General features: G+C 69.8%; 23 protein-coding genes. 15 read left to right on the plus strand and 8 right to left on the minus strand.

What is annotated here, in order from left to right; all coding sequences use genetic code 11:
• Nucleotides 1-39 precede the first annotated feature (39 nt).
• Together FFI97_RS19025 and FFI97_RS19030 are read left to right on the plus strand one after the other, a co-directional pair.
• A complete protein-coding gene (locus FFI97_RS19025; protein ID WP_139702524.1) occupies nt 40-1,020 on the plus strand; it encodes a Bug family tripartite tricarboxylate transporter substrate binding protein in 981 nt (326 codons plus the stop codon).
• Between the two features lie 28 nt (nt 1,021-1,048).
• Nucleotides 1,049-2,089 carry an AraC family transcriptional regulator gene (locus tag FFI97_RS19030; RefSeq protein ID WP_062477242.1) on the plus strand — a complete coding sequence of 347 codons (1,041 nt, stop codon included), beginning with the start codon at nt 1,049-1,051 and terminating at the stop codon, nt 2,087-2,089.
• A 97-nt stretch (nt 2,090-2,186) separates the two neighbouring features.
• Here the strand turns inward: FFI97_RS19030 and FFI97_RS19035 are convergent, their stop codons facing one another.
• Genes FFI97_RS19035 through FFI97_RS19045 form a run of 3 tightly spaced genes read right to left on the minus strand, consistent with a single transcriptional unit; the run spans nt 2,187 to nt 5,126 of the window.
• Nucleotides 2,187-3,245 carry a 3-keto-5-aminohexanoate cleavage protein gene (locus FFI97_RS19035; RefSeq protein WP_070062068.1) on the minus strand — a complete coding sequence of 353 codons (1,059 nt, stop codon included), beginning with the start codon at nt 3,243-3,245 and terminating at the stop codon, nt 2,187-2,189.
• A 35-nt stretch (nt 3,246-3,280) separates the two neighbouring features.
• A complete protein-coding gene (locus tag FFI97_RS19040) occupies nt 3,281-4,123 on the minus strand; it encodes a TauD/TfdA dioxygenase family protein (protein ID WP_070062067.1) in 843 nt (280 codons plus the stop codon).
• A gap of 31 nt (nt 4,124-4,154) precedes the next feature.
• Complete coding sequence (locus FFI97_RS19045) at nt 4,155-5,126, minus strand: Bug family tripartite tricarboxylate transporter substrate binding protein (protein WP_139702685.1); 972 nt, start codon at nt 5,124-5,126, stop codon at nt 4,155-4,157.
• A 198-nt stretch (nt 5,127-5,324) separates the two neighbouring features.
• Between FFI97_RS19045 and FFI97_RS19050 the strand changes: the two genes are divergently transcribed.
• The 13 genes from FFI97_RS19050 (at nt 5,325) to FFI97_RS19105 (ending at nt 19,017) form a co-directional block, all read left to right on the plus strand.
• Nucleotides 5,325-6,296 (plus strand): quinone oxidoreductase family protein, encoded by a 972-nt coding sequence (locus tag FFI97_RS19050; RefSeq protein WP_095948783.1) that lies wholly within the window; start codon nt 5,325-5,327, stop codon nt 6,294-6,296.
• Nucleotides 6,297-6,319: 23 nt separating this feature from the next.
• Nucleotides 6,320-7,351, plus strand: coding sequence for an AraC family transcriptional regulator (locus tag FFI97_RS19055; RefSeq protein WP_139702684.1), 1,032 nt, complete (start codon nt 6,320-6,322; stop codon nt 7,349-7,351).
• A 46-nt stretch (nt 7,352-7,397) separates the two neighbouring features.
• On the plus strand, nt 7,398-8,345 hold the full coding sequence (locus tag FFI97_RS34335) for an AAA family ATPase (RefSeq protein WP_313906283.1): 948 nt from the start codon (nt 7,398-7,400) through the stop codon (nt 8,343-8,345).
• Between the two features lie 49 nt (nt 8,346-8,394).
• Entirely contained in the window at nt 8,395-10,095 is a 1,701-nt protein-coding gene (locus FFI97_RS34340; protein ID WP_313906284.1) for a LuxR C-terminal-related transcriptional regulator, read from the plus strand.
• Between the two features lie 218 nt (nt 10,096-10,313).
• Nucleotides 10,314-11,162, plus strand: coding sequence for a TauD/TfdA dioxygenase family protein (locus FFI97_RS19065; RefSeq protein WP_139702696.1), 849 nt, complete (start codon nt 10,314-10,316; stop codon nt 11,160-11,162).
• A gap of 55 nt (nt 11,163-11,217) precedes the next feature.
• Nucleotides 11,218-12,276, plus strand: a complete 1,059-nt coding sequence (locus FFI97_RS19070; protein ID WP_139702682.1) for a 3-keto-5-aminohexanoate cleavage protein — start codon at nt 11,218-11,220, stop codon at nt 12,274-12,276.
• 41 nt (nt 12,277-12,317) lie between these two features.
• The gene (locus tag FFI97_RS19075) at nt 12,318-13,301 is read left to right on the plus strand and encodes a tripartite tricarboxylate transporter substrate binding protein (RefSeq protein ID WP_139702681.1); all 984 of its coding nucleotides are present in this window, start codon (nt 12,318-12,320) and stop codon (nt 13,299-13,301) included.
• 14 nt (nt 13,302-13,315) lie between these two features.
• The gene (locus tag FFI97_RS19080) at nt 13,316-13,873 is read left to right on the plus strand and encodes an RBBP9/YdeN family alpha/beta hydrolase (RefSeq protein ID WP_139702680.1); all 558 of its coding nucleotides are present in this window, start codon (nt 13,316-13,318) and stop codon (nt 13,871-13,873) included.
• A 42-nt stretch (nt 13,874-13,915) separates the two neighbouring features.
• Complete coding sequence (locus FFI97_RS19085; RefSeq protein ID WP_139702679.1) at nt 13,916-14,887, plus strand: quinone oxidoreductase family protein; 972 nt, start codon at nt 13,916-13,918, stop codon at nt 14,885-14,887.
• 7 nt (nt 14,888-14,894) lie between these two features.
• Entirely contained in the window at nt 14,895-15,905 is a 1,011-nt protein-coding gene (locus FFI97_RS19090; RefSeq protein ID WP_139702678.1) for a YeiH family protein, read from the plus strand.
• A 54-nt stretch (nt 15,906-15,959) separates the two neighbouring features.
• Nucleotides 15,960-17,201 carry a porin gene (locus tag FFI97_RS19095; RefSeq protein ID WP_139702677.1) on the plus strand — a complete coding sequence of 414 codons (1,242 nt, stop codon included), beginning with the start codon at nt 15,960-15,962 and terminating at the stop codon, nt 17,199-17,201.
• A 59-nt stretch (nt 17,202-17,260) separates the two neighbouring features.
• Nucleotides 17,261-17,821, plus strand: coding sequence for a hypothetical protein (locus FFI97_RS19100; RefSeq protein WP_095746625.1), 561 nt, complete (start codon nt 17,261-17,263; stop codon nt 17,819-17,821).
• Nucleotides 17,818-19,017, plus strand: coding sequence for a PrsW family intramembrane metalloprotease (locus FFI97_RS19105; protein WP_260685052.1), 1,200 nt, complete (start codon nt 17,818-17,820; stop codon nt 19,015-19,017). The genes FFI97_RS19100 and FFI97_RS19105 overlap by 4 nt, the downstream gene beginning before the upstream one ends.
• Nucleotides 19,018-19,030: 13 nt before the next feature.
• Here the strand turns inward: FFI97_RS19105 and FFI97_RS19110 are convergent, their stop codons facing one another.
• The 5 genes from FFI97_RS19110 to FFI97_RS19130 form a co-directional block, all read right to left on the minus strand.
• Entirely contained in the window at nt 19,031-19,708 is a 678-nt protein-coding gene (locus FFI97_RS19110; protein ID WP_235926374.1) for a peptidoglycan DD-metalloendopeptidase family protein, read from the minus strand.
• Between the two features lie 175 nt (nt 19,709-19,883).
• Nucleotides 19,884-20,333, minus strand: coding sequence for a TIGR01841 family phasin (gene phaP / locus FFI97_RS19115; RefSeq protein ID WP_139702675.1), 450 nt, complete (start codon nt 20,331-20,333; stop codon nt 19,884-19,886).
• A gap of 44 nt (nt 20,334-20,377) precedes the next feature.
• A complete protein-coding gene (locus FFI97_RS19120) occupies nt 20,378-21,718 on the minus strand; it encodes an MFS transporter (protein WP_139702674.1) in 1,341 nt (446 codons plus the stop codon).
• Nucleotides 21,719-21,766: 48 nt separating this feature from the next.
• Nucleotides 21,767-23,383, minus strand: a complete 1,617-nt coding sequence (locus tag FFI97_RS19125) for a wax ester/triacylglycerol synthase family O-acyltransferase (RefSeq protein ID WP_139702673.1) — start codon at nt 23,381-23,383, stop codon at nt 21,767-21,769.
• Between the two features lie 50 nt (nt 23,384-23,433).
• On the minus strand, nt 23,434-25,146 hold the full coding sequence (locus FFI97_RS19130; protein ID WP_139702672.1) for a long-chain-fatty-acid--CoA ligase: 1,713 nt from the start codon (nt 25,144-25,146) through the stop codon (nt 23,434-23,436).
• Between the last annotated feature and the right edge of the window lie 26 nt (nt 25,147-25,172).

Consider the following 25,172-nt stretch of genomic DNA (forward strand, 5'->3'; position numbering starts at 1 on the left):
AATCCGCACGCCTTTGTCTCTTCCACCTGAGGACGAACCATGTGTGTGCATCTGCTGCGAGCCTCCCTCCTCTTCCTGGCCGCGCTGTGCTGCGGCACGGCCTCGGCCCAGGCCTGGCCCGACAAGCCCCTCCGGCTGATCGTTCCCGCGCCGCCGGGCGGCATCTCCGACGCGGCGGCGCGGCTGCTCGCCGAACAGCTGCGCACGAACCTCGGCCAGACCGTGCTGGTGGACAACAAGCCGGGCGGCTCCGCCGTCATCGCCGAGCGCGCGCTGATGGCCGCGCCGGCCGACGGCTACACGCTGATGGTCGGGCCGTCGAGCGTGCTGTCCGACATTCCGCTCACGGTGAAGACGCCCTTCGACCCGCTCAAGACCTTCACCTACGTCGGCGAGGTGACGGGCATGTTCCATGTGCTGGTGGCCAATGCCGGCTTCCCGCCGAACACGGTGAACGACCTGCTGGCACATGCCAAGGCGCATCCGCGCTCGGTCAGCGTGGCCAACCTGAGCACGGGCACACGCTCCAACCTGCTGGGCGAGATGCTGCGCGCGCGCAGCGGCAACGACATCCTCGTGGTGCCGTACAAGGGCTCGGCGCCGGCGCTGGTCGACCTCATGGGCAACCAGGTGCAGCTGACCTTCGAGGCGGTGAGCAACGTCACTTCGCTGATCCGCAGCGGCAAGATCAAGGCGCTGGCCGTGGCGTCGTCCAAACGCTCGCGCTTCCTGCCCGACGTGCCCACCTTCGGCGAGCTGGGCCTGCCCGACTTCGTGATGCCCGACGCGAGCGTGGGCGTGTTCGTGCTCAGCAGCATGCCGCCGGCGCTGCAGGAGAAAATCCGCGCCGAGGTGGCCCGCGCCGTGCAGGCGCCGAAGTTCCGCGAGGCGCTGCTCGCGCAGAATTACGATCCACCGCGCGAGATGTCGCTGCAGCAGCTGCGCCAGACGCTGGACGCCACGACCGCCCACAATCGGGCCATCATCGAGAAACTGCAACTCAAGATCAGCCCCGAGTGAACACGGGGCCTCTGCCAAAGAAGCCACCATGAAGCACCTCGGTCGACTGATGCGCAGCGCGAGCCTCAGCGGCTACGTGGAGCTGGTGCAGTCGCTCGGCCGCGACCCGCATGCCTTCATGCGCACCGTGGGGCTGAAGGCGCAGCTGCTCGAGCACCCCGAGACGCTGATCCCGGGCGACGCGGTGCGCGAGCTGCTCGAGATCACCGCGCGCGCCACGCGCACCGAAGATTTCGCGCTGCGGCTGGCGGCGCAGCGCAAGCTCTCGGCGCTGGGCCCCATCAGCGTCGTGCTCAAGGAAGAGCCCACGCCGCGCGACGCGCTCGACACGCTGGGCCGCTACCTGAAGCTGGTGAACGCCTCGCTGAGCTTTCGCCTCGAGGACACGGGCGACATGGTCATCATCCAGGAAGACCTGCTGCCCAGCCCCGGACTGCCGATGCGCCAGTCGATGGAGCTGGCCGTGGGCATCATGTTCCGCATCCTCGGCGAGCTGATCGATCCGCAGTGGCGCCCGCAGCAGGTGTGCTTCACGCACCGCCCGCCGGCGGACATGGCGGCGCACCGCGCCTTCTTCGGTCGCAACGTCAAGTTCAACCAGGATTTCAACGGCCTCGTGTGCCTGGCGGCCGACCTGCGCAAGCCACGCGAATCGGGCGACCAGGGCGTGGCGCGTTTCGCGCGCGAGTACCTCGAAGCCGCGCTGAAAGACCGCGGCGAGAGCACGCGCGAAGCCTGCCGCGAACTCATCCTCGCGCTCATGCCCGGCGGCGGTTGCACGGCGCAGGAAGTGGCGCGGCACCTGCGCGTGGACCGTCGCACGCTGCACCGCCGGCTCGAGGCCGAAGGCCTCACCTTCAGCCGCCTGCTCGACGATGTGCGCTCCGACCTCGTGAAGCGCCATCTGCGCGACAGCGACCTGCCGCTGAGCGAGGTGGCCGAGCTGCTGGGGTTTTCGGGGCCCAGCAGCTTCAGCCACTGGTTCCGCCACCACTTCGGCTGCAGCGCCTCGCAGTGGAGCAAGCAGACGGCCGGCGCGGTGGCTCAGGGCGCGGTGCGCGCGTTCTGAACCAAGTCTTCGTGGCGCAGGGCATGCGCGATGCCCTCCAGCAGGCGCCAGGCGGCGCGCGTGAAGCGCCTCGTCATCGCCATCGCCATCGTCTTTCTCAGGCCGCCTTGCGCAGGAAGCCCTGGTTGCCCCCGTTGCGGTTCGGCGCGAAGCCGTTGGCGGCGAGCGATTCTTCGGCCGTCTCGTAGAAGACGCCGATCTTCGAGATCTCGCGCGCCTGCTGCGCCGTGGCGATGGGGCGGCCGAACTGGCGCGAGATGGCGACCAGCTGCTCGATCTGCGCCACCGTGCCGATCTTGGCGGTGCGCGTCTGGTTCCACAGCACGTCCTCGGTGCCGCAGCGCACATGCAGGCCCATCGCGATGCCCATCATGTTCACGGGCAGCACGTTGCGCACCGAGCTTTCCACCGTGAGCACGGCGCCGTCGGGCACGGCGCGCACGAAGTTGGCCAGGTTGTAGATGTTCGGCGCGTCCATGCCGCCGCTGATCGCCACCCAGTTCATCACCAGCGGGCCCTTGTAGACGCCGCGCCGCATGAGCCGTTCGACCGACTCGAAGCTGTTGATGTTGTAGCACTGGAAGGCGCTCTGGATGCCCGCCTTCGTGAGGCGGCGGATGTGCTCCTCGACCCAGCCCGGTTGCGCCGGCACCGTCATTTCCTTGTAGGCCTCGAAGATGGCCGGGATCTCGCGCGAGGTGCCCTTGAAGTCGGCCAGCTCGGCGTGTTCGGTGACGTTCATCTGCGAGGTGTTGACCGTCACCGTCACCTGGTCGGGCGTGGGCTCCAGCTCGGCCAGCATGTGGCGCGTGTCGTCGCTGAGCCACTTGGCGGCGGCGCCTTCGCTCTCGGGTGCGAAGCTGATCGAGCCGCCCACCTGGATGATCATTTCGGGCACGCGCGCGCGCACGCCGGCGATCAGCTCGTTGAACTTCGACAGGCGTTTGCTGCCCTTGCCGTCGAGTTCGCGCACATGCAGGTGCAGCACCGTGGCGCCGGCGTTGTAGCAGTCGACCGCCTTCTGGATCTGCTCTTCCATCGTGACCGGGATCTCGCCTGGGAAATCGGAAGGAAGCCAGCCCGGTGCATAGGGCGCGGCGGTGATGATCAGCGGCTGCTGGTTTTCGGGAAAGAGGTGGCCGTCGAGGAAGTTCATGGCGTGCGTCTGTCAGGTTGCGAGGGGGGCGATGCTCAGTACGGCACGTCGCCGACGATGCCGGCGCGTTCCATCTTTCGCGGCGCGGGCCAGTAGTCGTTCAGTGCGTAGTGCTGCGTGCTGCGGTTGTCCCAGACGACCACGTCGCCCGGCTGCCACGACCAGCGCACCTGGTACTCGGGAATGGTGGCGCGGCTAAGCAGGTAGTTCAGCAGCAGCGCCGCGCCCGGTGTCTTGTCGATGCCGTGGCGCACGTTCTCAGGGGTGCTGTAGTTCACGAAGTGCGTGGTGAAGCTGCCCACGTAGAGCACCTTCTCGCCGGTCTCGGGGTGCGTGCGCACCACGGGGTGCTCCACGGGCGGATGGTCCTGGCCCAGCTTGAGGCGCGCTTCCATCGGCATCACGGCGCCGAACGAATGCTCGATGCTGGCCTTGGCGCGCAGCTTGCCGATCTTCTGTTTGATCTCGTCGGGCAGCTCGTCGTGCGCCTGCACCATGTTCACCCAGATGGTGTCGCCACCGACCTCGGGGCATTCGATGCAGCGCAGCACCGCGCCCATGGCGGGGCTCTGGCGCCACAGGCCGTCGCAGTGGTAGGTGTTCTCGTAGCTGTGCTTGTTGTCGCTGCGGTAGATGCGCACGAGGCCGGGGTGCTCGGGGTCGCTGCCGACCACGGGGTGGTCTTCCAGTTCGCCGAAGCAGCGTGCGAAGGCGACGTGCTCGGCGCGCTCGATGTCCTGGCCGCGAAAGAAAAGCACCTTGTGCTTGAGCAGCGCGGCGCGGATCGACGCAAAGCACTCGGGGTCGCGCGAGGCCTCGCCCAGGTGGACGTCCGAGATTTCGGCGCCGATGGACGGCGTGAGGGGTCTGATCTTCATGAGAGGTCTCCGATGGAATGGCGCGTGCCGCTCAGTTCGCCTGGATACGGTACTTCTTGACGATGGCCGCGTTGCGCTCGGACAGCGCCTTCGTCTCGGCGATGAGCGCGGGCGTGTCGACGCTGAGCTCGGGCTCCAGGCCCACGTCGAGCAGCTTCTGCTGCACGGCGGGCGCCTGGCCGGCCTTCTCGATCGCGGCATGGAGCTTGGCCATCACGTCGGCCGGCAGCTTGGCCGAGCCGATGAAGCCGACCCAGCCGCGGAACTGCAGGTCGGGGTAGCCCAGTTCGGTGGTGGTGGGCAGGTCGGGCAGGAAGCGCGAGCGGGTCTTGCCGGTGAAGGCATAGGGGCGCAGCTTGCCGGCCTTGATGAGCGGCATCGAGGTGAGCATGCCGTCGAACATCAGGTCGACCTGGCCGCCCAGCAGGTCCTGCAGCGCGGGCGGCGAGCCGGGGTAGCCGATGTGCTGCAGGTCGAGCCCGGCGCGGTCGCTGAGGATGAGGCCCGCGTACTGCGACACGGTGCCGGGGCTGTAGCTGGCGAAGCTGGCCTTGCCCTTGCGCGTCTTCAGTTCGGCGACGAGGCCCTGGAAATCCTTGGCCGGGAAGTTCGCGGCCGTGACGAGCACCACGCCCGAGCGCGCCACCGAGCCGATGGGCACCACGTCCTTGAGCGGATCGAAGGGCATCTTCACGACCTGCGGCGTCTCGGCCAGCACGTTGCTCGCGGCCATCACGATGGTGTTGCCGTCGGCCGGCGCCTGCAGCATGGCCTGCAGGCCGATGGAGCCGCCCGCGCCGGGGCGGTTCTCGACGATCACGGGGCGGCCGATGTCCAGCGCCATCTGCTGCCCGACGACGCGGGCCACGATGTCCATCGTGCCGCCCGGCGGCGCGGGAACGATGAGCTTGACGGGCTTGTCGCCCAGCGCCCAGGCCCCGAGTGCCATCGAGCATCCGACCAGCGCCACGGCGGCGGCGCGTGCAAATTGCAGCAGTTTCATGGGGGTGTCTCCGGTTGTTGTCTTGCAGGCCTCGGTGGGCCGATACCGCCAGTATCCGGCGCACCCCGCCCGCATTTCTTGCTTTATTGGGGCATCGATTTGCCAATTTGGGACATCGCCAAGACCACGCTTCCCGCCGCCGCCACGCGCCGCAAGAATCCGTTCCATACAGCCCCCACACACCTCAGGAGACGCACCATGAACCAGGCCATCCGCTTCCACGAGACCGGCAGCGCCGACGTGCTCAAGCTCGAACACGTCGAGGTCGGCGAGCCCGGCCCGGGCCAGGCGCGCGTGCGCCACAGCCTCATCGCCGTCAACTTCATCGACATCTACTTTCGTACGGGGCGCTATCCGCTGGCGCTGCCCAACGGGCTCGGTTCCGACGCCGTGGGCGTGGTCGAAGCCGTGGGGCCGGGCGTGACCGACATCCGCGTGGGCGATCGCGTGGGCTACCTCATCGGGCCGCAGGGGGCGTACTCGCAAGTGCGTGTGATGCCCGCCGATGTGCTCATTCCGCTGCCCGATGGCATCTCCGATCGCACCGCCGCCACGTTGATGATGAAGGGCATGACGGCGCAGTACCTGTTCCGCCAGGTCTATCCATTGAAGGGTGGCGAGACGATCCTGTACCACGCAGCCGCCGGTGGCGTGGGCCTCATCGCCTGCCAGTGGGCACGTGCGATGGGCGTGACGATGATCGGCACCGTCAGCACCGACGAGAAAGCTGCCGTCGCCAAGGCCAACGGCTGCACGCACACCATCGTGACCTCGCGCGAGAACATCGCCCAGCGCGTGCGCGAGATCACCGAGGGCAAGGGCGTTCCCGTCGTGTACGACTCGGTGGGGAAAGACACGCTGGAGGCTTCACTCGATTGCCTGCAGCCGCGCGGCACGCTCGTGAGCAATGGCACGTCGTCGGGCGCCGTGGTCCTCGACACCAAGCTGCTGGCGGCGAAGGGCTCGATCTGGCTCACGCGGCCGGCGATGGTGCACTACATCCATCCACGCCCGCACATGCTGAGCATGGCCGACGAACTCTTCGGCCACGTGCTGGCCGGCCGCATCGTGAGCGAGCCCCAGCAGAGCTTCGCACTGGCCGACGCCGCCGAGGCACACCGCGCGCTCGAAGGCCGCAAGACCACCGGCGCCACCGTGCTCGTGCCCTGAGAACTGCCACGTGCGGACTTGCGATGCCCTCCCTGGTCCGCGCGGCAAGCCTCACCCACTACAGCGAGGTCGCCCGCGCCAGCGGCCTCGACCCGGCGCGCATGCTCCTGGACGCCGGCCTGAGCCCCCGCGTGCTGGACGAGCCCGACCTGATGATTCCGGTCGACCGCGTCGCCGCGCTGCTGCAGGCCTCGGCCGAGCGTTCGGGCAACGAAGCCTTCGGGCTGTGCATGGCCGAGGGGCGGCGGCTGTCGAACCTCGGGGCCGTCGGCCTGCTGGTGCGCGAGCAGCCGACGCTGCGCGATTCGCTCGACGTGCTGATGCGCTACCAGCCGCTGCTCAACGGCTCGCTGTCGCTGATGGTCGAGGCCTTCGGCCAGGTGGTGGTCATCCGCGAGGAAGTGCAGCCCGGCAAGGCGCACCGCGCCACGCGCCAGCGCATCGAACTGGCGCTGGGCGTGATGCTGCGCCTGCTGCGCCAGTTTCTCGGCGCCGACTGGCAGCCCCGGCGCGTGTGCCTGGCGCACCCCGCGCCGCGCGACCTGCGCACGCACCACCGCGTGCTGGGCGCGGCCGTCGCCTTCGACCAGGACTTCCACGGCATCGTCTGCGCGCGCGACGACCTGGACGCGCCCAACCCCTCGGCCGACCCGGCCATGGCACGCTATGCGCGGCAGCTGCTCGACGCGGCGGCGCCTGCGCCCGGCGACGCGCTGCCGGGCGACGTGCGGCGCGCGGTGCTGCTGCTCCTGCCCAGCGGGCGCTGCAGCATCGCGCAGGTGTCGGCGCACGTGGGCGTGGAATGCCGCACGATCCAGCGCCGGCTCGCGGACGACGGGCAGAGCTTCTCGGCCATCGTCAACGACGTGCGCAAGGAACTCGCCGTGCGCCATGTGCTGGAGGGCGACCGCCCGTTGGCCGAGGTCGCGGGGCTGCTGGGCTTCTGCGCGCCCAGCGGGCTGTCGCGCTGGTTCCATGCGCAGTACGGCTGCAGCGCGAAGGCCAGCCGCGCGCGGCGGGGGGCGCCGCGCCGCGCTTCGGCCTCGCGCGATTGACGTGGAGAATCGGGCCCGTTCTTCCCTCCACGAGCACGAACGAGCCTTGGCCACTTTCCCGCCCCCCGATGCGAGCGGCGCCCCGCGCGACCTGCTGCTCAAGGTGACGCCGCCCCGTGTCCCGCGTCACCTGGTCTCGCGCGCGCGGCTCCTGTCGAGCGCCGACGCGCTGCGCGACCACGCCGTGTGCGTGGTGCAGGCGCCCTCGGGCTTCGGCAAGACCTCGCTGCTGGCGCAGTGGCGCCTGGAGTACCTGGGCCTGGGCGTGCCGGTCGGCTGGGTCTCGGCGCAGAGCCAGGACGACCCGGGCCGGCTGGTGCAGAGCCTGGCGCTGGCGCTGCGCGTCGCCATGGGGCGTCCCGCGTTCGGGCGCAGCCTGTTCCAGGACGACCGGCCCGGCACGCTCGGCAGCGTCACCGCGCTGCTGGCCGAGCTGGCGCAGGCGGCCTTGAACGTGGTGCTGGTCATCGACGAGGCCGACCGCCTGCCGCCCGCCTCGCGCGAGGCGCTGGCCTACCTGCTGCGCAACGCGCCGCCCAACGTGCGCACGCTCATTGCCACGCGCCCCGACGGCCGGCTCGACATCGAGGACCTCGTGGCCTACGGGCAGTGCGTGGAGATCGGCCCGGCGCTGCTGAAGTTCAGCCTCGACGAGACGCTGCAGCTGGTGCAGGCGCGCTTCGGCGCGCGCGTCGACCGCAACACCGCCGCCCGGCTGCACGAGCTGACCGAAGGCTGGCCGCTGGGCCTGCAGCTGGCCACGACCATCATCGCGCGCGGGGCCGACGCGCACGCCGCGCACACGGTACTTGGCGACATGACGGCCGCCGCCGGCGAGCTGCAGGGCGAGCTGGTGCGGCTGCTGCTGGTCAACCTCGACCCCGACGATCGCGACTTCCTGGCCCGCATCGCCGTGCTCGACCTGCTGCACCCGAGCTGTGCCGCGCCGTCTCCGGCGTCGACGACGCCGCGGCGGCGCGGCTGGCGCGGCTGAGCAACGACACGCCGGTGTTCGCCGCCGCCGAAGGGGCGAGTGGCTGCGCATGCATGCGCTGGCGCGCGACGTGCTGCGCCAGCGTTTTGCCGCGCTCGACGCCGCCGAGCAGGTGGCGGCGCATGCGCGCGCGGCGCAGTGGCTGGCCGCGCACGAGCTGCTCGACGAGGCCGCCCACCACGCGCTGAGCGCGGGCCAGCACCAGACCGCCTACGAGCTCGCGGAGCGCAGCCTGTACGAATCGCTCATGCGGCGCGGCCGGCAGGCCACGGTGCTCGAATGGATGGCGCAGATGCCCGCCGACGAACTCGACCGCCGCCCGCGCCTGCTGCTGGCCGCGGCATGGACGCTGGCGTCGAGCGAGCGGCACGAAGAAGCCGGCCGCTTCGTGGCGCGCATCCTCGCGCAGCCCGATGTGAGCGATGCGCTGCGCTGCGAATGCGCGCTGATCCTCGGCGGCGCCGCCGTGTTCGCGGACGACCCCGACCGCTTCGTCGAACTGCACGCGCCCTGGACCGAGGCCGTGCCGCTGACCGACCCGCTGCTGCTGCAGTCGCATGCCAACCGCATGGCCTACCGCGCGCTGCTCGAGGGCGAGCCGGCGCTGGCCCGCCTGCGCCAGCAGCAGGCCCTGCGCGGGCACCCGGGCCACGGCGTCGACTACATCCGGCGCTGGAGCGAGCTGGTCATCGGCCTGAGCTATGCGTGGGAAGGCCAGGTGCTGCTGGCCGAACAGCTGCTGCGCCCCGCCGTGGCCGGCGCCGAGGCCGAGATGGGCCGGCGCCACCGCTTCAGCTGCAACCTGGCCGCGCTGCTCGCGTCGGTGGCCTGGGAGCGCGACCTGCCGGGCGACGCCGCCACGCTGCTGGCCGACCGCCTCGACGTGCTGGAGCACAGCGGCCTGCCCGAATCGCTGCTGCAGGCCTACCGCACGGCGGCGCGCATCGCGGCGGCCGAAGGCGCCGAGCACCGCGCGCTGGAACTGCTGGACGCGCTGGACGCAGCCGGCGCCGCGCGGCGCCTGCCGCGGCTGCGCATCGCCAGCCTGGCCGAGCAGGTGCGCCTGCATGCGCAGCGCCACCGCGCCCAGACCTGCCGCGAGCTGTGCGAACGCATCGACGCGCAATTGGCCGACCCCACGCTGCCGCAGGGCCCGCTGTGGCGGCGCAGCGTGGAAGCGCTGCGCGACGTGGCACGTGCCCACGCGGCCATCGCCGCGCGCGACTGGCCCGACGCCCTCGCGAAGCTGGCGCGTGCCGACGAACAGGCGCGCCAGCGCAAGCAGGGCGGCCTGCACATCGAGCTGCTGGGGCTGCGCGCGCTGGCGCTGGAGCGCTGCGGCCAGCCGGCGCAGGCGCTGCTGCGCGAGGCCATGGACCTGGCGCGCGCCTACGGACTGCAGCGCGTGTTCTCCGACGCACACCCCGAGCTGGGCGCCTGGGTCGGCACGCTCGCGGCCGAGGGCGCGCAGGCCGAGATCGCGGTCGCCCCGCTCGTGCCCGCCGCGCCGCCGGCGTCCGCGCCTGCGGCACCGGCGTCGCCCGGCGCCGTGCTCACGCCCAAGGAGGGCGAGGTGCTGGTGCTGCTGGCGCGCAACCTGTCGAACAAGGAAATCGGGCGCGCCATGCAGGTGGGCGAAACCACCGTCAAGTGGCATGTGAAGAACCTGTTCGCCAAGCTCGACGCGGGCACGCGCACGCAGGTGGTGCAGCGCGCGCGCATCCTGGGGCTGCTCGCCGCGGGGCACTGAGGGCTCGCCGCCAGGCACCGAGGGTTTCTCCCTCCCCTCCGGGGCCGTCTCCCCCTCCTGCGAGGAGGGGGCGCGCGCAGGGGCCCCGACCTATTCTTGCTTCCAGCACGGTCACCGCCGCACAGCGGCACCCCACGACCGGCACAGGAGACAAGACAATGGGTTCCACGATCCAGCCAGGCCTCTCGAACGGGGCCCCCGCCGTGCACACGCGCGGCATCCAGGTCCACCCCGTGACCTGCGCCATCGGCGCCGAGCTGCGCCACGTGTCGCTGGCCGAAGCCTCGCGCGACGCCGGCCTGGCGGCCGAGATCCGCGCGCTGCTGGTGCAGCACAAGGTGCTGTTCTTCCGCCAGCAGGAACTCACGCGCGCCGAGCACGTCACCTTCGCCCGCCACTTCGGCGAGCTCGAGGACCACCCCGTGGTCGGCAGCGACCCCGAGCACCCGGGCCTCGTGCGCATCTACAAGAACCCCGAGACGCCGGTCGACCGCTACGAGAACAGCTGGCACACCGACGCCACCTGGCGCGAGAAGCCGCCCTTCGGCTGCGTGCTGCGTTGCGTCGAGTGCCCGCCGGTGGGCGGCGACACCATGTGGGCCAACATGGCGCGGGCCTTCGAGAAGCTGCCCGCGCACATCCAGCAGCAGATCGCGGGGCTGCGCGCGCGCCACAGCATCGAGGCCACCTTCGGCGCCGCGATGCCGATCGAGAAGCGCCTGGCGCTGAAGGCCCAGTTTCCCGACGCCGAGCACCCGGTGGTGCGCACGCACCCCGACACGGGCGAGAAGATTTTGTTCGTCAACGGCTTCACGACCCACTTCACCAACTTCCACACGCCGGCCAACGTGCGCTACGGGCAGGACTACCAGCCCGGCGCCGCCCTGCTGCTGGCCTACCTCGTGAGCCAGGTGCAGATCCCCGAGTACCAGGTGCGCTGGCGCTGGCAGCCGGGCGACGTGGCCATGTGGGACAACCGTTCGACCCAGCACTACGCGGTCATGGACTACCCGCCCTGCCATCGAAAGATGGAACGCGCCGGCATCGTCGGCGACGCGGTCTTCTGAGCGGGCACGTCCTGCGCCCTCTCCCTTCCTTCTTCCTTTCTCCCGAGGTCCTGCCATGAACTTTCTCGACGGCCATCTGTTCCCCGAAAACCAGCAGCCGCTGGTCATCACCGCCGCGCCCTACGCACCGTCGTGGGTGCCCGCCGACTTTCCGGAAGACATTCCCGTCACGATGGAACAGCAGGTCCAGAAGGCGGTCGACTGCTACAACGCCGGCGCCACGGTGCTGCACCTGCACGTGCGCGAACTCGACGGCAAGGGCAGCAAGCGGCTGTCGAAATTCAACGAACTGATCGCCGGCGTGCGCAAGGCCGTGCCCGAAATGATCATCCAGGTCGGCGGCTCGATCAGCTTCGCGCCCGAGAGCGAAGGCGCCGCCGCCAAGTGGCTCAGCGACGACACGCGCCACATGCTGGCCGAGCTGGAGCCCACGCCCGACCAGGTGACGGTGACCATCAACACCTCGCAGATGAACGTGGTCGAGCACTGGGACGACGCCGACACCCGGGGGACCTCGATGGAAGACCCCGAGGTCTACCGCGCCTACAAGGAAATGACCGTGCCCGCGCAGCCGGGCTGGGCCGAAGAGCACATCCGCCGCCTCACCAAGGCCGGCATCCAGAGCGCCTTCCAGTGCTACAACATCAACAGCTTCGACTCGGTCGAACGGCTCATGCGCCGCGGCGTCTACAAGGGCCCGCTGGTGATGAACTGGGTGGCCATCGGCGGCGGCATGGACGTGCCCAACATCTACAGCCTGGCCAACTTCGTGCGCGCCGTGCCCGACGGCGCGGTGCTCACGGTGGAAAGCTCCATGCGCAACGTGCTGCCCGTGAACATGATGGGCATCGCCATGGGCCTGCACGTGCGCTGCGGCATCGAGGACAACCTCTGGAACCAGTCGCGCTCCGCCAAGATGGGCACGGTAGCGCAGGTCGAGCAGCTGGTGGCCATCTCGCGCCAGTTCGGCCGCCCCATCGCCACCGCCAAGCAGGCGCGCGAGATTTCGAAGATCGGCGTGTTCTACGACACCGTCGAGGAATCGCTGGCGGCCAACGGCTTCGCGCCGAACCGCAACGGCGCGCAGCAGGGCTTCCTGCGCAAGGCGGCCTGAGCACCCCCACCCCCGGCACCAGAACACCTGGAGACATCGCGATGAAAAAAACCCACAACATCCTTCGCCGCCTGAAGCCCTGGGCAGCCGCCCTGGCCGCCGCGCCCCTGCTCGCCCATGCCTGGACCACCAAGCCGGTGCGGATCGTGGTGCCGGCGCCCGCGGGCGGCACCATGGACGTCGTGGCCCGCGTGTTGTCCGACGCCATTTCGGCCGAGATCGGGCAGCCGGTGATCGTCGACAACAAGCCGGGCGCCGGTGGCGCCATCGGGGTGCAGGCGCTCAACAGCGCGCCGCCCGACGGGCAGACCATCATGTTCATGGTCAGCAACATCCTGACCGAGATACCCCTGGTGATGAAGACCAGCTTCGACCCGGTCAAGGACGTGAAGCCGGTGACCATGGTGGCGCGTTCGGCGATGGTGCTGGTGAGCGCGCCGTCGGTGCCGGCCAACGACCTGAAGGGACTCATCGCCTACCTGAAGACCGGCAAGGGCAGCCCGGGCAGCTACGCCTCGTACTCCGCGGGCACCAGCTCGCACTACGCCGGCGCCATCTTTGCCCGCAAGGCGGGGCTGGACCTGCAGCACGTGCCGTTCCCGGGCTCGCCGCCGGCGCTGCAGAACCTGATGGGCAGCCAGGTCGACATCCTGTTCGACGGCATCGTCACGTCGCTGCCGCTGATCAAGGCCGGCAAGGTGAAGGTCTTCGGGGTCGGGGCCAAGACCCGGCTGGCCCAGCTGCCGGAGGTGCCCACGATGGCCGAGCAGGGCTTCGACGAGATCGACTTCTCGAACTGGGCCGGCGCCATCGTGTCGGCAAAGATGCCCGACGACCTCGTGAAGCGGATCAATGCGGTCCTCACGAGGGCCGCCTCCTCGCCGAAGGTGCGGGAGCGGCTCATCGCGCAGAACTTCGTGCCGATGACCAGCGAGAGCCCCGAGCAGCTCGCGAAGATCACGCATGACGAGTACGAGCGCAACGCGCGGATCGTCAAGACCTACAACATCCAGCTCAACCAGTGAGGGTGCAGGCCGACATGACTGCTCCCACCGTCCTCATCGTTCCCGGCCTGCGCGACGCCGTCGCCAGCCACTGGCAGACCCTGCTCGCCGCACGCCTGCCGCGCGTGCGCGCGGTGCCGCCCATGGGCCGCGACGACCTCGACTGCGCCGCGCGCGTGGCAGCCATCGAGCGCGAGGCGCAGGCGGTCGAGGGGCCGCTGGTCGTCGTGGCGCACAGCGGCGGCGTCGTGATGCTGGCGCACTGGGCGCAGCGCACGCGCCGGCCGGTGCGCGGCGCCCTGCTGGCCACGCCGCCCGACTTCGAGCGGCCGATGCCCGAGGGCTACCCCAGCGTCGAGGCCCTGCGCGCCGGCGGCTGGCTGCCGGTGCCGACCGGGCCGCTGCCGTTCCCGAGCATCGTGGCGGCCAGCCGCAACGACCCGCTGGCGCCGTTCGAGCGCGTGGTGCAGATGGCGCAAGGCTGGGGCAGCCGCCTGGTCGACCTCGGCGAGGTCGGCCACCTCAACCCCGCCTCGGGCTACGGCGAATGGCCGGGCGCGCAGGCCTTCATCGACGAACTCTCGGCGGGCTGAGCCCTTTCTGCCCGCCTTCCCTTCCTACCGAAAGAAATTCCCATGGTCCAAGCCATCCGCTTCCACGAGACCGGCAGCGCCGACGTGCTCAAGCTCGAACACGTCGAGGTCGGCGAACCCGGCCCGGGCCAGGCGCGCGTGCGCCACAGCCTCATCGCCGTCAACTTCATCGACATCTACTTCCGCACCGGGCGCTATCCGCTCGCACTGCCCAATGGCCTGGGCTCCGATGCCGTGGGCGTAGTCGAGGCCGTGGGGCCCGGCGTGACCGACATTCGCGTGGGTGATCGTGTGGGCTATCTCATCGGGCCGCAGGGTGCGTATTCGCAAGTGCGTGTGATGCCCGCCGATGTGCTCATTCCGCTGCCCGATGGCATCTCCGATCGCACCGCCGCCACGTTGATGATGAAGGGCATGACGGCGCAGTACCTGTTCCGCCAGGTCTATCCATTGAAGGGTGGCGAGACGATCCTGTACCACGCAGCCGCCGGTGGCGTGGGCCTCATCGCCTGCCAGTGGGCACGTGCGATGGGCGTGACGATGATCGGCACCGTCAGCACCGACGAGAAAGCTGCCGTCGCCAAGGCCAACGGCTGCACGCACACCATCGTGACCTCGCGCGAGAACATCGCCCAGCGCGTGCGCGAGATCACCGAGGGCAAGGGCGTTCCCGTCGTGTACGACTCGGTGGGGAAAGACACGCTGGAGGCTTCACTCGATTGCCTGCAGCCGCGCGGCACGCTCGTGAGCAATGGCACGTCGTCGGGCGCCGTGGTCCTCGACACCAAGCTGCTGGCGGCGAAGGGCTCGATCTGGCTCACGCGGCCGGCGATGGTGCACTACATCCATCCACGCCCGCACATGCTGAGCATGGCCGACGAACTCTTCGGCCACGTGCTGGCCGGCCGCATCGTGAGCGAGCCCCAGCAGAGCTTCGCACTGGCCGACGCCGCCGAGGCACACCGCGCGCTCGAAGGCCGCAAGACCACCGGCGCCACCGTGCTCGTGCCCTGAGGTTTTCATGACCGCCTTGTCTGTCGCCGCATGGCCGGCGCGCGGCCGCCTGCTCTTTCCGGGCGTGCTCGCCTGCGCGGTGGTCGCCGCCGCGTCCACCTTTCTGTCGCAGCACTACGGTGCGCCGGTGATGCTGTTCGCGCTCATCCTCGGCATGGCGATGAACTTTCTTTCGGCCGAAGGCCCGTGCAAGCCCGGCATCGAGTTCACCGCGCGCCACGTGCTGCGCTGGGGCGTGGCGCTGCTCGGGCTGCGCATCACGGCCGCGCAGGTGGTGGCGCTGGGCTGGCACCCGGTGCTGCTGGTGGCGGTGTCGCTGGTGCTGACCATCGGGGTGTCGATGGTGGTGGCGCGGCTGATGGGCTTCAACGTGCTGTTCGGCCTGCTCAGCGGCGGTGCCACCGCGATCTGCGGCGCCTCGGCCGCGCTGGCGCTGGCCGCGGCGCTGCCGCCGCATCCGCTGAAGGAACGCGTCACGCTGTTCACGGTGGTGGGCGTGTCGGCGCTGTCGACGCTCACGATGATCGCCTACCCCCTGATCGCGCGCGCCCTCGGCATGGACGAACACACGGCCGGCGTGTTCCTGGGCGCCACCATCCACGACGTGGCGCAGGTGGTGGGCGCGGGCTACGGCATGTCGCAGGCCACGGGCGACACGGCCACGCTGGTCAAGCTGATGCGCGTGGCGGCGCTGCTGCCGGTCATCCTGTTCGCCGTGATGTTCACGCGCGCCACCGGCAAGGCCGTGGGGGGCCAGCGCCCGCCGCTGCTGCCGTGGTTCGCGGTGGCCTTCGCCGCGCTGGTGGCGCTCAACAGCACGGGCTGGCTGCCACCGCCCCTCGCCACCGCGGGCAGCGACCTGTCGCGCTGGTTCCTGGTGGCGGCGATGGCCGGCATCGGCATGAAGACGCAACTGCGCGAGCTGGTCGACGTGGGCCTCAAGCCGGTGGTGCTGATGGTCGGCGAGACCGTCTTCATCGCCGCGCTGGTGCTCGCGCTGCTGCGCTGGGCGCCCTGACACGCGTTTCGAATCCCGACGACGACACACCTACAACAACCAGGAGACAAGACCATGAAGAAGAAGACCCTCATCGCCGCCGCAGCCACGACCCTTGCTGCCGGCAGCGCCCTCGCCCAATCCTCGCTCACGCTGTTCGGCGTGATGGACGCGGGCGTGAGCCACTACCGCACCACCAGCAGTTCGTACAACCCGCTGCGCCCGGCCGAGCTGCGCCAGAGCCAGACCGTGCTGTCGCCCTCGGGCAATGCGTCGAGTCGCATCGGCTTTCGCGGCACCGAGGACCTGGGCGGCGGGCTGGCCGCGAGCTTCTGGCTGGAGGCGCCGCTGAGCAACGACACGGGCAGCGGCATCACCAACTTCGGACGCCGCTCCACGCTCAGCCTCAGCGGGCCCTTCGGCGAAGTGCGCCTGGGCCGCGACTACACAGCCTCGTTCTGGAACGACGCCGTGTTCGACCCCTTCAGCGTCAACGGCGTGGGCACCAACCTGATCGCGGTGGTCAACAGCAACATCGCGGCCTCGCGCGCGCTGGCCACGGGCGGCCTGCTGAACGGCGGGCTCTCGGCCGGCACCGACAGCTACCTGCGCACCAGCAACGCCATCAGCTACTTCCTGCCGCCGAACCTGGGCGGCTTCTACGGCCAGGTGCAGTACGCGCTGCACGAGAACACGAAGGTCAACAACACGCCCGACAGCCCCTCGCAGCGCGGGCGCTACGTGGGCGGTCGCATCGGCTGGGCCAGCGGCCCGGCCGACGTGGCGCTGGGCTACGGCGAGAGCACGCTGGCCAGCGCCGCCGCGCAGAGCGAGAAGATCAAGAGCCTGAACCTGGGCGCCTCCTACGACTTCGGCGTGGTGAAGGTGTTCGGCGAATGGTCGCGCGTGCGTGACGTGCGCCACAGCGCCACTCCCTTCGCCAACGGCGCGCTGCATCTGAGCGACCGCTACGACGGCCTCATGGCCGGCGTGAACGTGCCGCTGGGCGCGGGCGTGGTGCGCGCCTCGTATGCGCGCGTGCGCTTCGTCAACGGGCTGGGCCTGCCCGACGGCAATTCGTCGGTCAACAAGCTGGCGCTGGGCTACGTGCACAACCTCTCCAAGCGCACGGCGCTGTATGCCTCGGTGGCGCGCATCCACATCGCCAACGGCCGCAACAACCCGACGGTGATGGGCGTGACGCCGCTGGTGCTGAGCCTGCCGGCCATCTTCCCGCAGCCGGCCTACGCGACCACCAACGGCATGCAGCCGCACCGCGCGCTGGGCTACGACGTTGGTATTCGCATGGCCTTCTGAGCGCCTGACAACCGCGGCGGCGCCCCCGCGCCGTCGCTTCGGTGTGGCACGATCCACGGATGCTTCAACCGTCCCGCCGCATCCCGTACCGCACCTGGCCGGGCGCGCTCGCGATCCTCCTGGCCATTGCCGCGTACGTCGGCGGCCTCACCTTCTGGAACAACCACACGCCCGGCAGCCGGCCGCTGCCCGCGGGCGAGACGGTGTCGGTCGCCCACGCGCGCTTCGAGCCCGCGCCGGGCTGGCAGATGGACGTGTCGCGCTCCAAGGCCGGCCAGTCGCTCATGCTCTTCAAGGGCGGCCACAAGTTCCTCGTGACCACGCGCCTGTGGATGGGCGGGCCCGACGGCCCGATGGTGCGCCAGCAGCGGCTCATGGAGCGCGGCCAGGGCCTGACCGTCGAAGGCGACGTGTCCGACTTCGTCACCGGCTGGGGCCTGCAGGGCAAGACTTTTGCCTACTACGGCGCCAAGCTCGCCGGCCGCTTCTGGCAGGTGGTCGACACGCCGCGCCGCTCGTTGGTGCAGATCGACGTGTACGGCCCCACCGACGGCTTCAACGAAGCGCTGGCCGACGCCCGCAAGATGCTCGACTCGATGGACCTGGAGGCACCGCTGTGAGCACGACCACCGAAGCGCCCATCGCGACCCAGGAAGACGCCGATTGGCCGATCGGCACCGACTCGTTCTTCCAGCCGCAGCGCGCCGCGTTCTGGCTGCTGGCGGCGCTGATCCTCAACGGGCTGTTCTACACGGTGTCGATGTTCTCGCTGGGCTTTCGCGTGGTGCCCGTCACCGCGCTGCTGGGCCTGCTGGTGTGGGGCGGCTACACGGCGGCCTTCGTGCTGTTTTTCCGCACGCTCGACCTGCTGGAGCAGCACCCGCCCGAGGCCTACGTGCTGGCCTTTGCGTGGGGCGGGCTGGGCGCGGTGTACTTCGCGGCACCGGCCAACATCGCCATCCAGAGCCTGTGCGCCAAGCTGGTGTCGCCGGAGTTCGTGGCAGCGTGGGGGCCGGCCATCGCGGGGCCGATCACCGAGGAGTTCCTGAAGCTCGCGGGCGTGATCCTGCTGGTGCTGATCGCGCGCAACCAGTTCGAAACCTACCTGTCGGTGCTGATCGTCGGCGCCATGGCCGGGCTGGGCTTCCAGGTGATCGAGAACCTGAGCTACACGGTGAACAGCGCCGTGAACTTCCCGCTCGAGAACCAGGTTTACCCGGTGCTCTACCACCTGCTCATGCGCGGGCTGCTGAGCGGGCTGTGGAGCCACGCGGCCTACACGACCATCGCCTCGTTCGGCGTGGCGTGGTTCCTGCTGAACCCGCAGCGCTCGATGGCCGCGCGCATCGGCTGCGCCCTCTTCTACTTCGCGCTGGCGTGGGCCATGCACTTCATCTGGAACTCGCCGCTGCTCGAAGACCGCTTCGACGACGGTTTTGTCGGCATCGCGCTGCTGCTGATCGTCAAGGGCATTCCGGTGGTGATCGCCGCGGCCTTCGTCTGGCGCGCCGCCGCGCGCGAGAACGGCACCTACCTGCATGCGCTGGCCGCGTACTTCGTGCCCGAGCGCGAGCTGATCCGCGACGACGAATGGGTGCGCCTGGGCGCGCCGCTGCTGCGCTACCGCGTGCGCCGCGACATGGGCAAGGAATTCGGCAAGCGCGCCCGGCGCCTGAAGGCGCAGCTGCAGCGCGAGCAGCTGCGGCTCATCCTGAAGGCCGGCACGCATGGGCGCGGGCCGCAGACGCGGCGCCATGAAGTGGCGGTGCGCCGCCTGCGGGCCGAGCTCGACCTGCTCACCCGGCCGCAGGGCTGAGGGCCCCGTTCGCTTACTTCGCCGGCAGGTACAGGCGCGGATCGACGGCCTTGCCGCGGTAGCGGATCTCGAAGTGCAGCTTGGCGCGACCGCCCTCCGCCGGGCCGATCTCGGCGATCTTCTGGCCGCGCTGCACGCGCTGGCCCTGCTTCACGCCCACGGTGCCCACGTTGGTGTAGATCGACATGTAGGAGCCGCCGTGGTCGACCATGATCACGCTGCCGTAGCCGCGCATCGTTTCGGTCGCGGCCACCGAGCCGGCACCGATCGCATGTACGGGCTCGCCGCTGCTGCCGCCGATGTCCAGGCCCTTGTTGCTGTTGCCGTTGAAGCCGGCGATGACCGCGCCTTGCGTCGGCCAGCCCCAGTCGCTGCGCCGCGAGGCGGGCGGCACCACGGGGTCGCGCTCGCGGGGTGCGGGCGCGGGCTTGGCTTTTTCGGCACTGCCGCCACCGCTGCTGCTGCGCGGCGGAGGCGTGGCCGCCCCGGTCGCGGCGCCGCCGGGCGGCACCACGCGCAGCACCTGCCCGGCTTCGAGCTGGTCGGGGTCCTTGATCTGGTTCCAGCGGGCGATCTCGGCCGTCGTCCGGCCGTGCCGCTGCGCGATGCGGTAGAGCGTGTCGCCCGTCTGCACGACGTACTCGCCGGGGCCCGCCACCGGCGTGCTGGGCGTGGTGGAGCATGCGCCCACCAGCAATGCCGCCGTCAACGCGGCGCACGCGCCCCATCTTCTCCCTGTCACAACCACGCGCTGAGTCCTTTCTGATTCATCCGGATCGCGCGACCTCGCGGGGCGAGGCGCGCCTGAACAATCCGGCAAGGCTACCAGCAGTCGTTGCGCGGACATTGCGTCCGCGGGAGCGCCCCTATTTCTTCGGCTGCAGCAGCTGCTGCAGGTTGGCCATGTTCTCGTTCAGGCGGTCCTGCACCACCTTCCAGCTGTTGTTGCGCGCCTGCGCTTCCAGCTGCGCCAGTTCGCGGAAATTGTCGACGGCCTGCTGCACGCCGCGCTGCGCGGCCTCGGCCTGTTTGGAGATCGCGTCCTTGCCGGTGGCGTCCTTCAGCGCGTCCTGCCACTGGGCCAGCGTGTCGCGCAGGATCTCGCCGCGCCGCTGCGCCAGCGACTGGATGCCTTCGTAGGCCTGCCGGTTGGCCTCGGCCAGCGCCTCCATGTCCTTGCGCTGCCACTCCACGAGCGCGCCGACGTCCACGCCGGGCAGCTTGAGCTGCTCGATCAGCTTGCTGAAGTCTTCCATCGACGGCAGCGCCGTGGGAAAGAGCGGGTTGGCGTTGGCTGCGGTCTTGCTGGTTGCCATGGATCGAATCTCCTTGTGTGAATGAAATGACGAGTAACAGGGAATCAGGCCGGCGCGAACTGCGTGCGCCCGGCGGCGGCGGGCCGCATCACGCGCAGCAGCACCACGCCGGACAGCAGCCACAGCCCGATCGCCAGGAACATGCTGTTGTCCGAACTGCCGGTGGCCGTGGTGATCCACGCGGTGATCACCGGCATCACGGCGGGCCCGAGGTTGCCCAGGCTGCTGATCAGCGCGATGCCGCCGGCCGCCGACTTGCGCGGCAGGTACTCGCTGATGGCCGCGAAGAAGATCGGCGTGTTGGCCGACTGGCCGATGCTCATCACCGCGAGACCCGCCAGCGCCAGCACCAGGTTGCCGCCGCTGAAGACGGCCACCAGCAGGCCCGCCGAGGCCAGCGCCACGCAGAAGAAGAAGTGCTTGCGCCGCTCCAGGTGCTTGTCGGAGCTGCGTCCGACGAACACCATGCCGATGGCGCCGAAGACCGCCGGGATGGCCGACAGCAGGCCGACCATGAACACGTCGCCCACGCCCCAGTTCTTGATGAGCGTGGGCACCAGGAACACCAGCGTGTAGTTGGCGCCCAGGAACAGGAAGTACACGAAGGCCATCGTGAACACCTTGGGGTCGCGCAGCAGCGCCCAGAACGAACCGTGCGAGGCGGTCTCCACCGCATGCGGCTCGTTGTCCAGGTGATGGCGCAGCGCGACCTTCTCGGAAGGCGTGAGCCAGTTGGCCTGCTCGGGCTTGTCCTTCAGGTAGAAGAACGCGACGATGCCCAGCACCGAGGCCGGCAGCCCCTGCACCACGAACAGCCACTGCCAGCCGTGGTGGCCGCCCAGGCCGTTCATGTACTTCATGATCCAGCCCGAGAGCGGGCCGGCCAGCAGGTAGCCGATGGCCGTGGCCGTCATGAAGATCGAGATCACCTTGCAGCGCCGCGCCGAGGGGTACCAGTAGGTGAGGTACAGGATGATCCCCGGGAAGAAGCCCGCCTCGAAGGCGCCCAGCAGGAAGCGCAGCACGTAGAACTGCGTGGTGGTCTCCACGAACATCATGGCCGAGGCCACGAGCCCCCAGCAGAACATGATGCGCAGCAGCGTCTTGCGCGCGCCGATCTTCTCGAGCATGAGGTTGCTGGGCACCTCGAAGAGAAAGTAGCCGATGAAGAAGATGCCCGCGCCCAGCGCATAGGCCTCGTTGCTGAAGGCCAGCGTCTGCTTCATCTGCAGCTGCGCGAAGCCGATGTTGATGCGGTCGATGAAGGCGACGATGTAGCAGAGGATCAACAGCGGCAGCAGGTGCCAGCTGACCTTCGAAAACAAAGCCTCGTCCGCCGCGTTGTACGGCGCGCGGGCGGGGGCCTGCGCAGAAGTGGGGGTCATGGTCTTGCTTTCCTTTGGGGTCGGTCGGTGAAGGAATCGGCGGGAAGGCTAGGCAGCGGCAGCGGCGCGCTTGCCCTTGGGGGGAGCGGCCGGCTTGCGCGGCGCGCGGGGCTTCTTGCTGGCGGGCGCGGCAGCCGCAGCAGCCACGCGCGGCTTGGCGGCGGCCGGCGCCTTCGCGCGGCGCGGGGCCTTGGCGGGCACGGCTCCGGCCGGCGCCTCTTTCGCGACCGCCGGCTTGGCCGCGCTCTCGACGCTGGGCAGCCGCTCGATCTGCCGCAGCGCCGCGCGCAGGTGGCCGATCAGCTCGTACGACTCTTCCTGCGACAGGATGCGTCGGCAGGCCGTGAGGCCGAAGTCGAGCGAGCCCGCGTAGCTCTGCACCGTGATGTTGAGCGCGCTGCCGTGGTACGGGATCGACACGGGGTAGAAGTGCATCATCCGCGCGCCCGCCACGTAGAGCGTGGCGCCCGGCCCCGGCACGTTCGAGATGAGCACGTTGGCCGCGGGCGGCACGCGGCGCGCCAGGTTGGAGCGGCCGTAGAGCGAGGCCAGGCTGGTCATGAGCCAGGGCGAGCCGGTGATCGGCATGTCCACGCCGAGCACGGGCTTGAGCTCGCGCACCACGGCCTTGGCCGCCTCGGACGAGGCATGGATCGCCTTGAAGCGCTCGGCCGCGTCGCCGATGTCGGTCGCCAGGTCGACGCGCACCATCGACACCTGGTTGTTCATCGAGTCGTCGCCCTCCGCGCGCAGGCTCACGGGCACGCCGGCGATCAGCGCTTCCTTCGGCAGCAGGTTGCGCTCCTTCAGGAAGCGCGCCAGCGCCTCGCTGCACATCGCCATCACGATGGTGTTGACGGTGCCGCCCACGCGCTTGCCCAGCGCCTTGAGTTCGTCGAAGGGCAGCGACATCGTGCTGTACGAGCGCTGGTTGGTGATGGCGTCGTTGAACATGCTCTTGGGCGCCATGCCCAGGCTCAGGCGGCGCTCGCCCTTGCCGGTCTGCTGGCTCGCCAGCACGCTGCCGGCCGCCGTGAGGGCGCGCGCGGCCGCCGGCAGCAGCTCGGCGAGCTTGCGGTACTGGCGCGCCGAGTTGGACACCGCCGCCTGCAGCAGTTCGGCCACGCCGAGCTGGTAGTGGCTGCCGCTGCCGCGCTTGCGGCGCGCGGGCGGCACCTCGCGCATCTGCGCCGTGGTGTCGTAGAGCACCTTGGCCAGCTCGGTGCCGGCCTTGCCGTCGACGCCGCTGTGATGGGCCTTGGTGTAGAAGGCCACCTGGCCGTTCTCCAGGCCTTCGATGACGTACATCTCCCACAGCGGGCGGCTGCGGTCGAGCAGGCTCGAATGCAGGCGTGCGACCAGGTGATGCAGCTGCTCCATGGTGCCGGGGCGGCGCAGCGTGAGGCTGCGCACGTGGTAGTCCAGGTCGATGTCGTCGTCGTCGATCCACACCGGCTCGGCCAGCTCGAAGGGCATCTGCGCGAGCTTGCGCGTGAGCACCGACGCCAGGTGCAGCCGCTTGCCCAGCATGCCCTTCACGTCTTCGTAGTAGTCGCCCCGGTAGCCCTCGGGCAGGTCCAGGAGCATGAGACTGCCGACGTGCATCGGCGTCTCGGGGGTTTCAAGGTGCAGGAACGACGCGTCCATGCTGCTCAGGTGGTCCATGGCGTGGCCTCTTTCGTCGGTGGGATCGGTGGGAATTGGGGAATGCGCGCTCAGGCGGTGGCCGCGGCGACGGCCTGCTTGCGCAGCTCTTCGTCCACGAGGTCTTTCTTGGAGAGCTTGCCCACCGCCGTCTTGGGCAGCGCGGCGCGGATCTCCAGGGCCTGCACCATCTCGTGCTTGCCCACGCGCTCCTTGAGAAAGCTTTGCAGGGCCTTGATGTCGAAGGCCTCGGCGCCGGGCTTGAGCGTGACGAAGGCCTTGGGCGACTGGCCGCGGTATTCGTCGGGCACGCCGATCACCGCCACCTCATGCACGGCCGGGTGCTGGTAGATGGCCTCTTCGAGCACGCGCGGATAGACGTTGTAGCCGCTGCACAGCAGCATGTCCTTGCAGCGGTCGACGATGAAGACGAAGCCGTCCTCGTCCATGTAGCCCACGTCGCCGGTGCGAAAGAAGCCGTCGAAGGTGGTGCTGTCGGCCGTGGCCTCGGGCTTGTTCCAGTAGCCCTTCATCACGTTGGGGCCCTGGATGCACATCTCGCCCTTCTCGCCCAGCGGCACGTAGCGCATGGGGTCTTCGAGGTCGAGCATCTTGATGACCACGCCCGGATGCGGAATGCCGCACGAGCCCGCCTTGCGCTGGCCGTGCGCGGGCGAGAAGGTGCCGGTGGGCGATGTTTCGGTCATGCCCCAGCCTTCGGCCAGCCAGGTGCCGGTGATGGCGCGGAAGCGCTCGCCCACCTCCATCGGCAGCGGCGCGCCGCCCGAGTTGCACAGCTTGAGCGAGTGCAGGTCGTACTGCGGCGTGTCGGGGTCGCCGATCACCGCGGTGAACATGGTGGGCACGCCGCAGAACGTGGTGAGCTTCTTCTCGGCGATGTCGCGCAGCGCGGCCTTGGGGTCGAAGCGCAGGTGCTGCACGATCTCGGCCGCCAGGCGCACGCCCAGCAAAAGGTTGACCGTGAGCGCGTAGATGTGAAACGGCGGCAGCACCGCGAGCAGCCGCTCGGTGCCCATCTGCAGCACGGGCGGCGTGCCCGACTGCGTGATCACCACCTGCTCGCAGGCCGACGACAGGTTGGCGTGCGTGAGCATCGCGCCCTTGGGCAGGCCGGTGGTGCCGCCCGTGTACTGCAGGATGGCCAGCGCCTCGCGCGGATCGCCGATGGGGTGCGGCGTGTAGCGGCCGTCGTTGTCGAGCAGTTCGGAAAAGCGCAGGTGGTGCTCGTCGCCGGAGATCTCGACCGTCTCGTTCTTCGCCTTCATCTGCGCGGCCACCTGCTCGGGCGCGCCCGTCATCTCGGCGAGGTTGCCGACGATGAGCTTCTTCAGACGCGTCTTGCCGAGCATGGCGGCCATCTGCGGGTACAGCGCGGCCAGGTCGAGCGTGATGAGGAAGTCGGTCTGGCTGTCCTCGATCTTGTGCTCGAGCACCTTCGCCGCATCGAGCGGCGAGTAGTTGACCACCGTGCCGCCCGCCTGCAGCACGCCGAACAGCGCGACCAGGTAGTGCGGCGTGTTGGGCAGGAACAGGCCCACGTGCACGCCGGGGCGCACGCCCAGGGCCTGCAAGCCCTTGGCGGCGCGGTCGACCAGCGCGCCGAGCTCGCGGTAGTTCAGCCGCTTGCCCATGAAGTCGATGGCCGGCCGGTCGGGAAAGCCGGCCACGGCGTCGGCCAGGATCTGCTGGACCGAGGTGGGCGTGATCGCGTGGTCCCACGCCACGCCTTCGGGGTAGGAAGCCAGCCAGGGCTTGCTGTTCATGTGCGTCTCCAGGAAGTGAACGGGTG

It is taken from the genome of Variovorax sp. KBS0712, from assembly GCF_006323185.2.
GTDB classification, from domain to species: Bacteria; Pseudomonadota; Gammaproteobacteria; order Burkholderiales; family Burkholderiaceae_C; genus Variovorax; species Variovorax boronicumulans.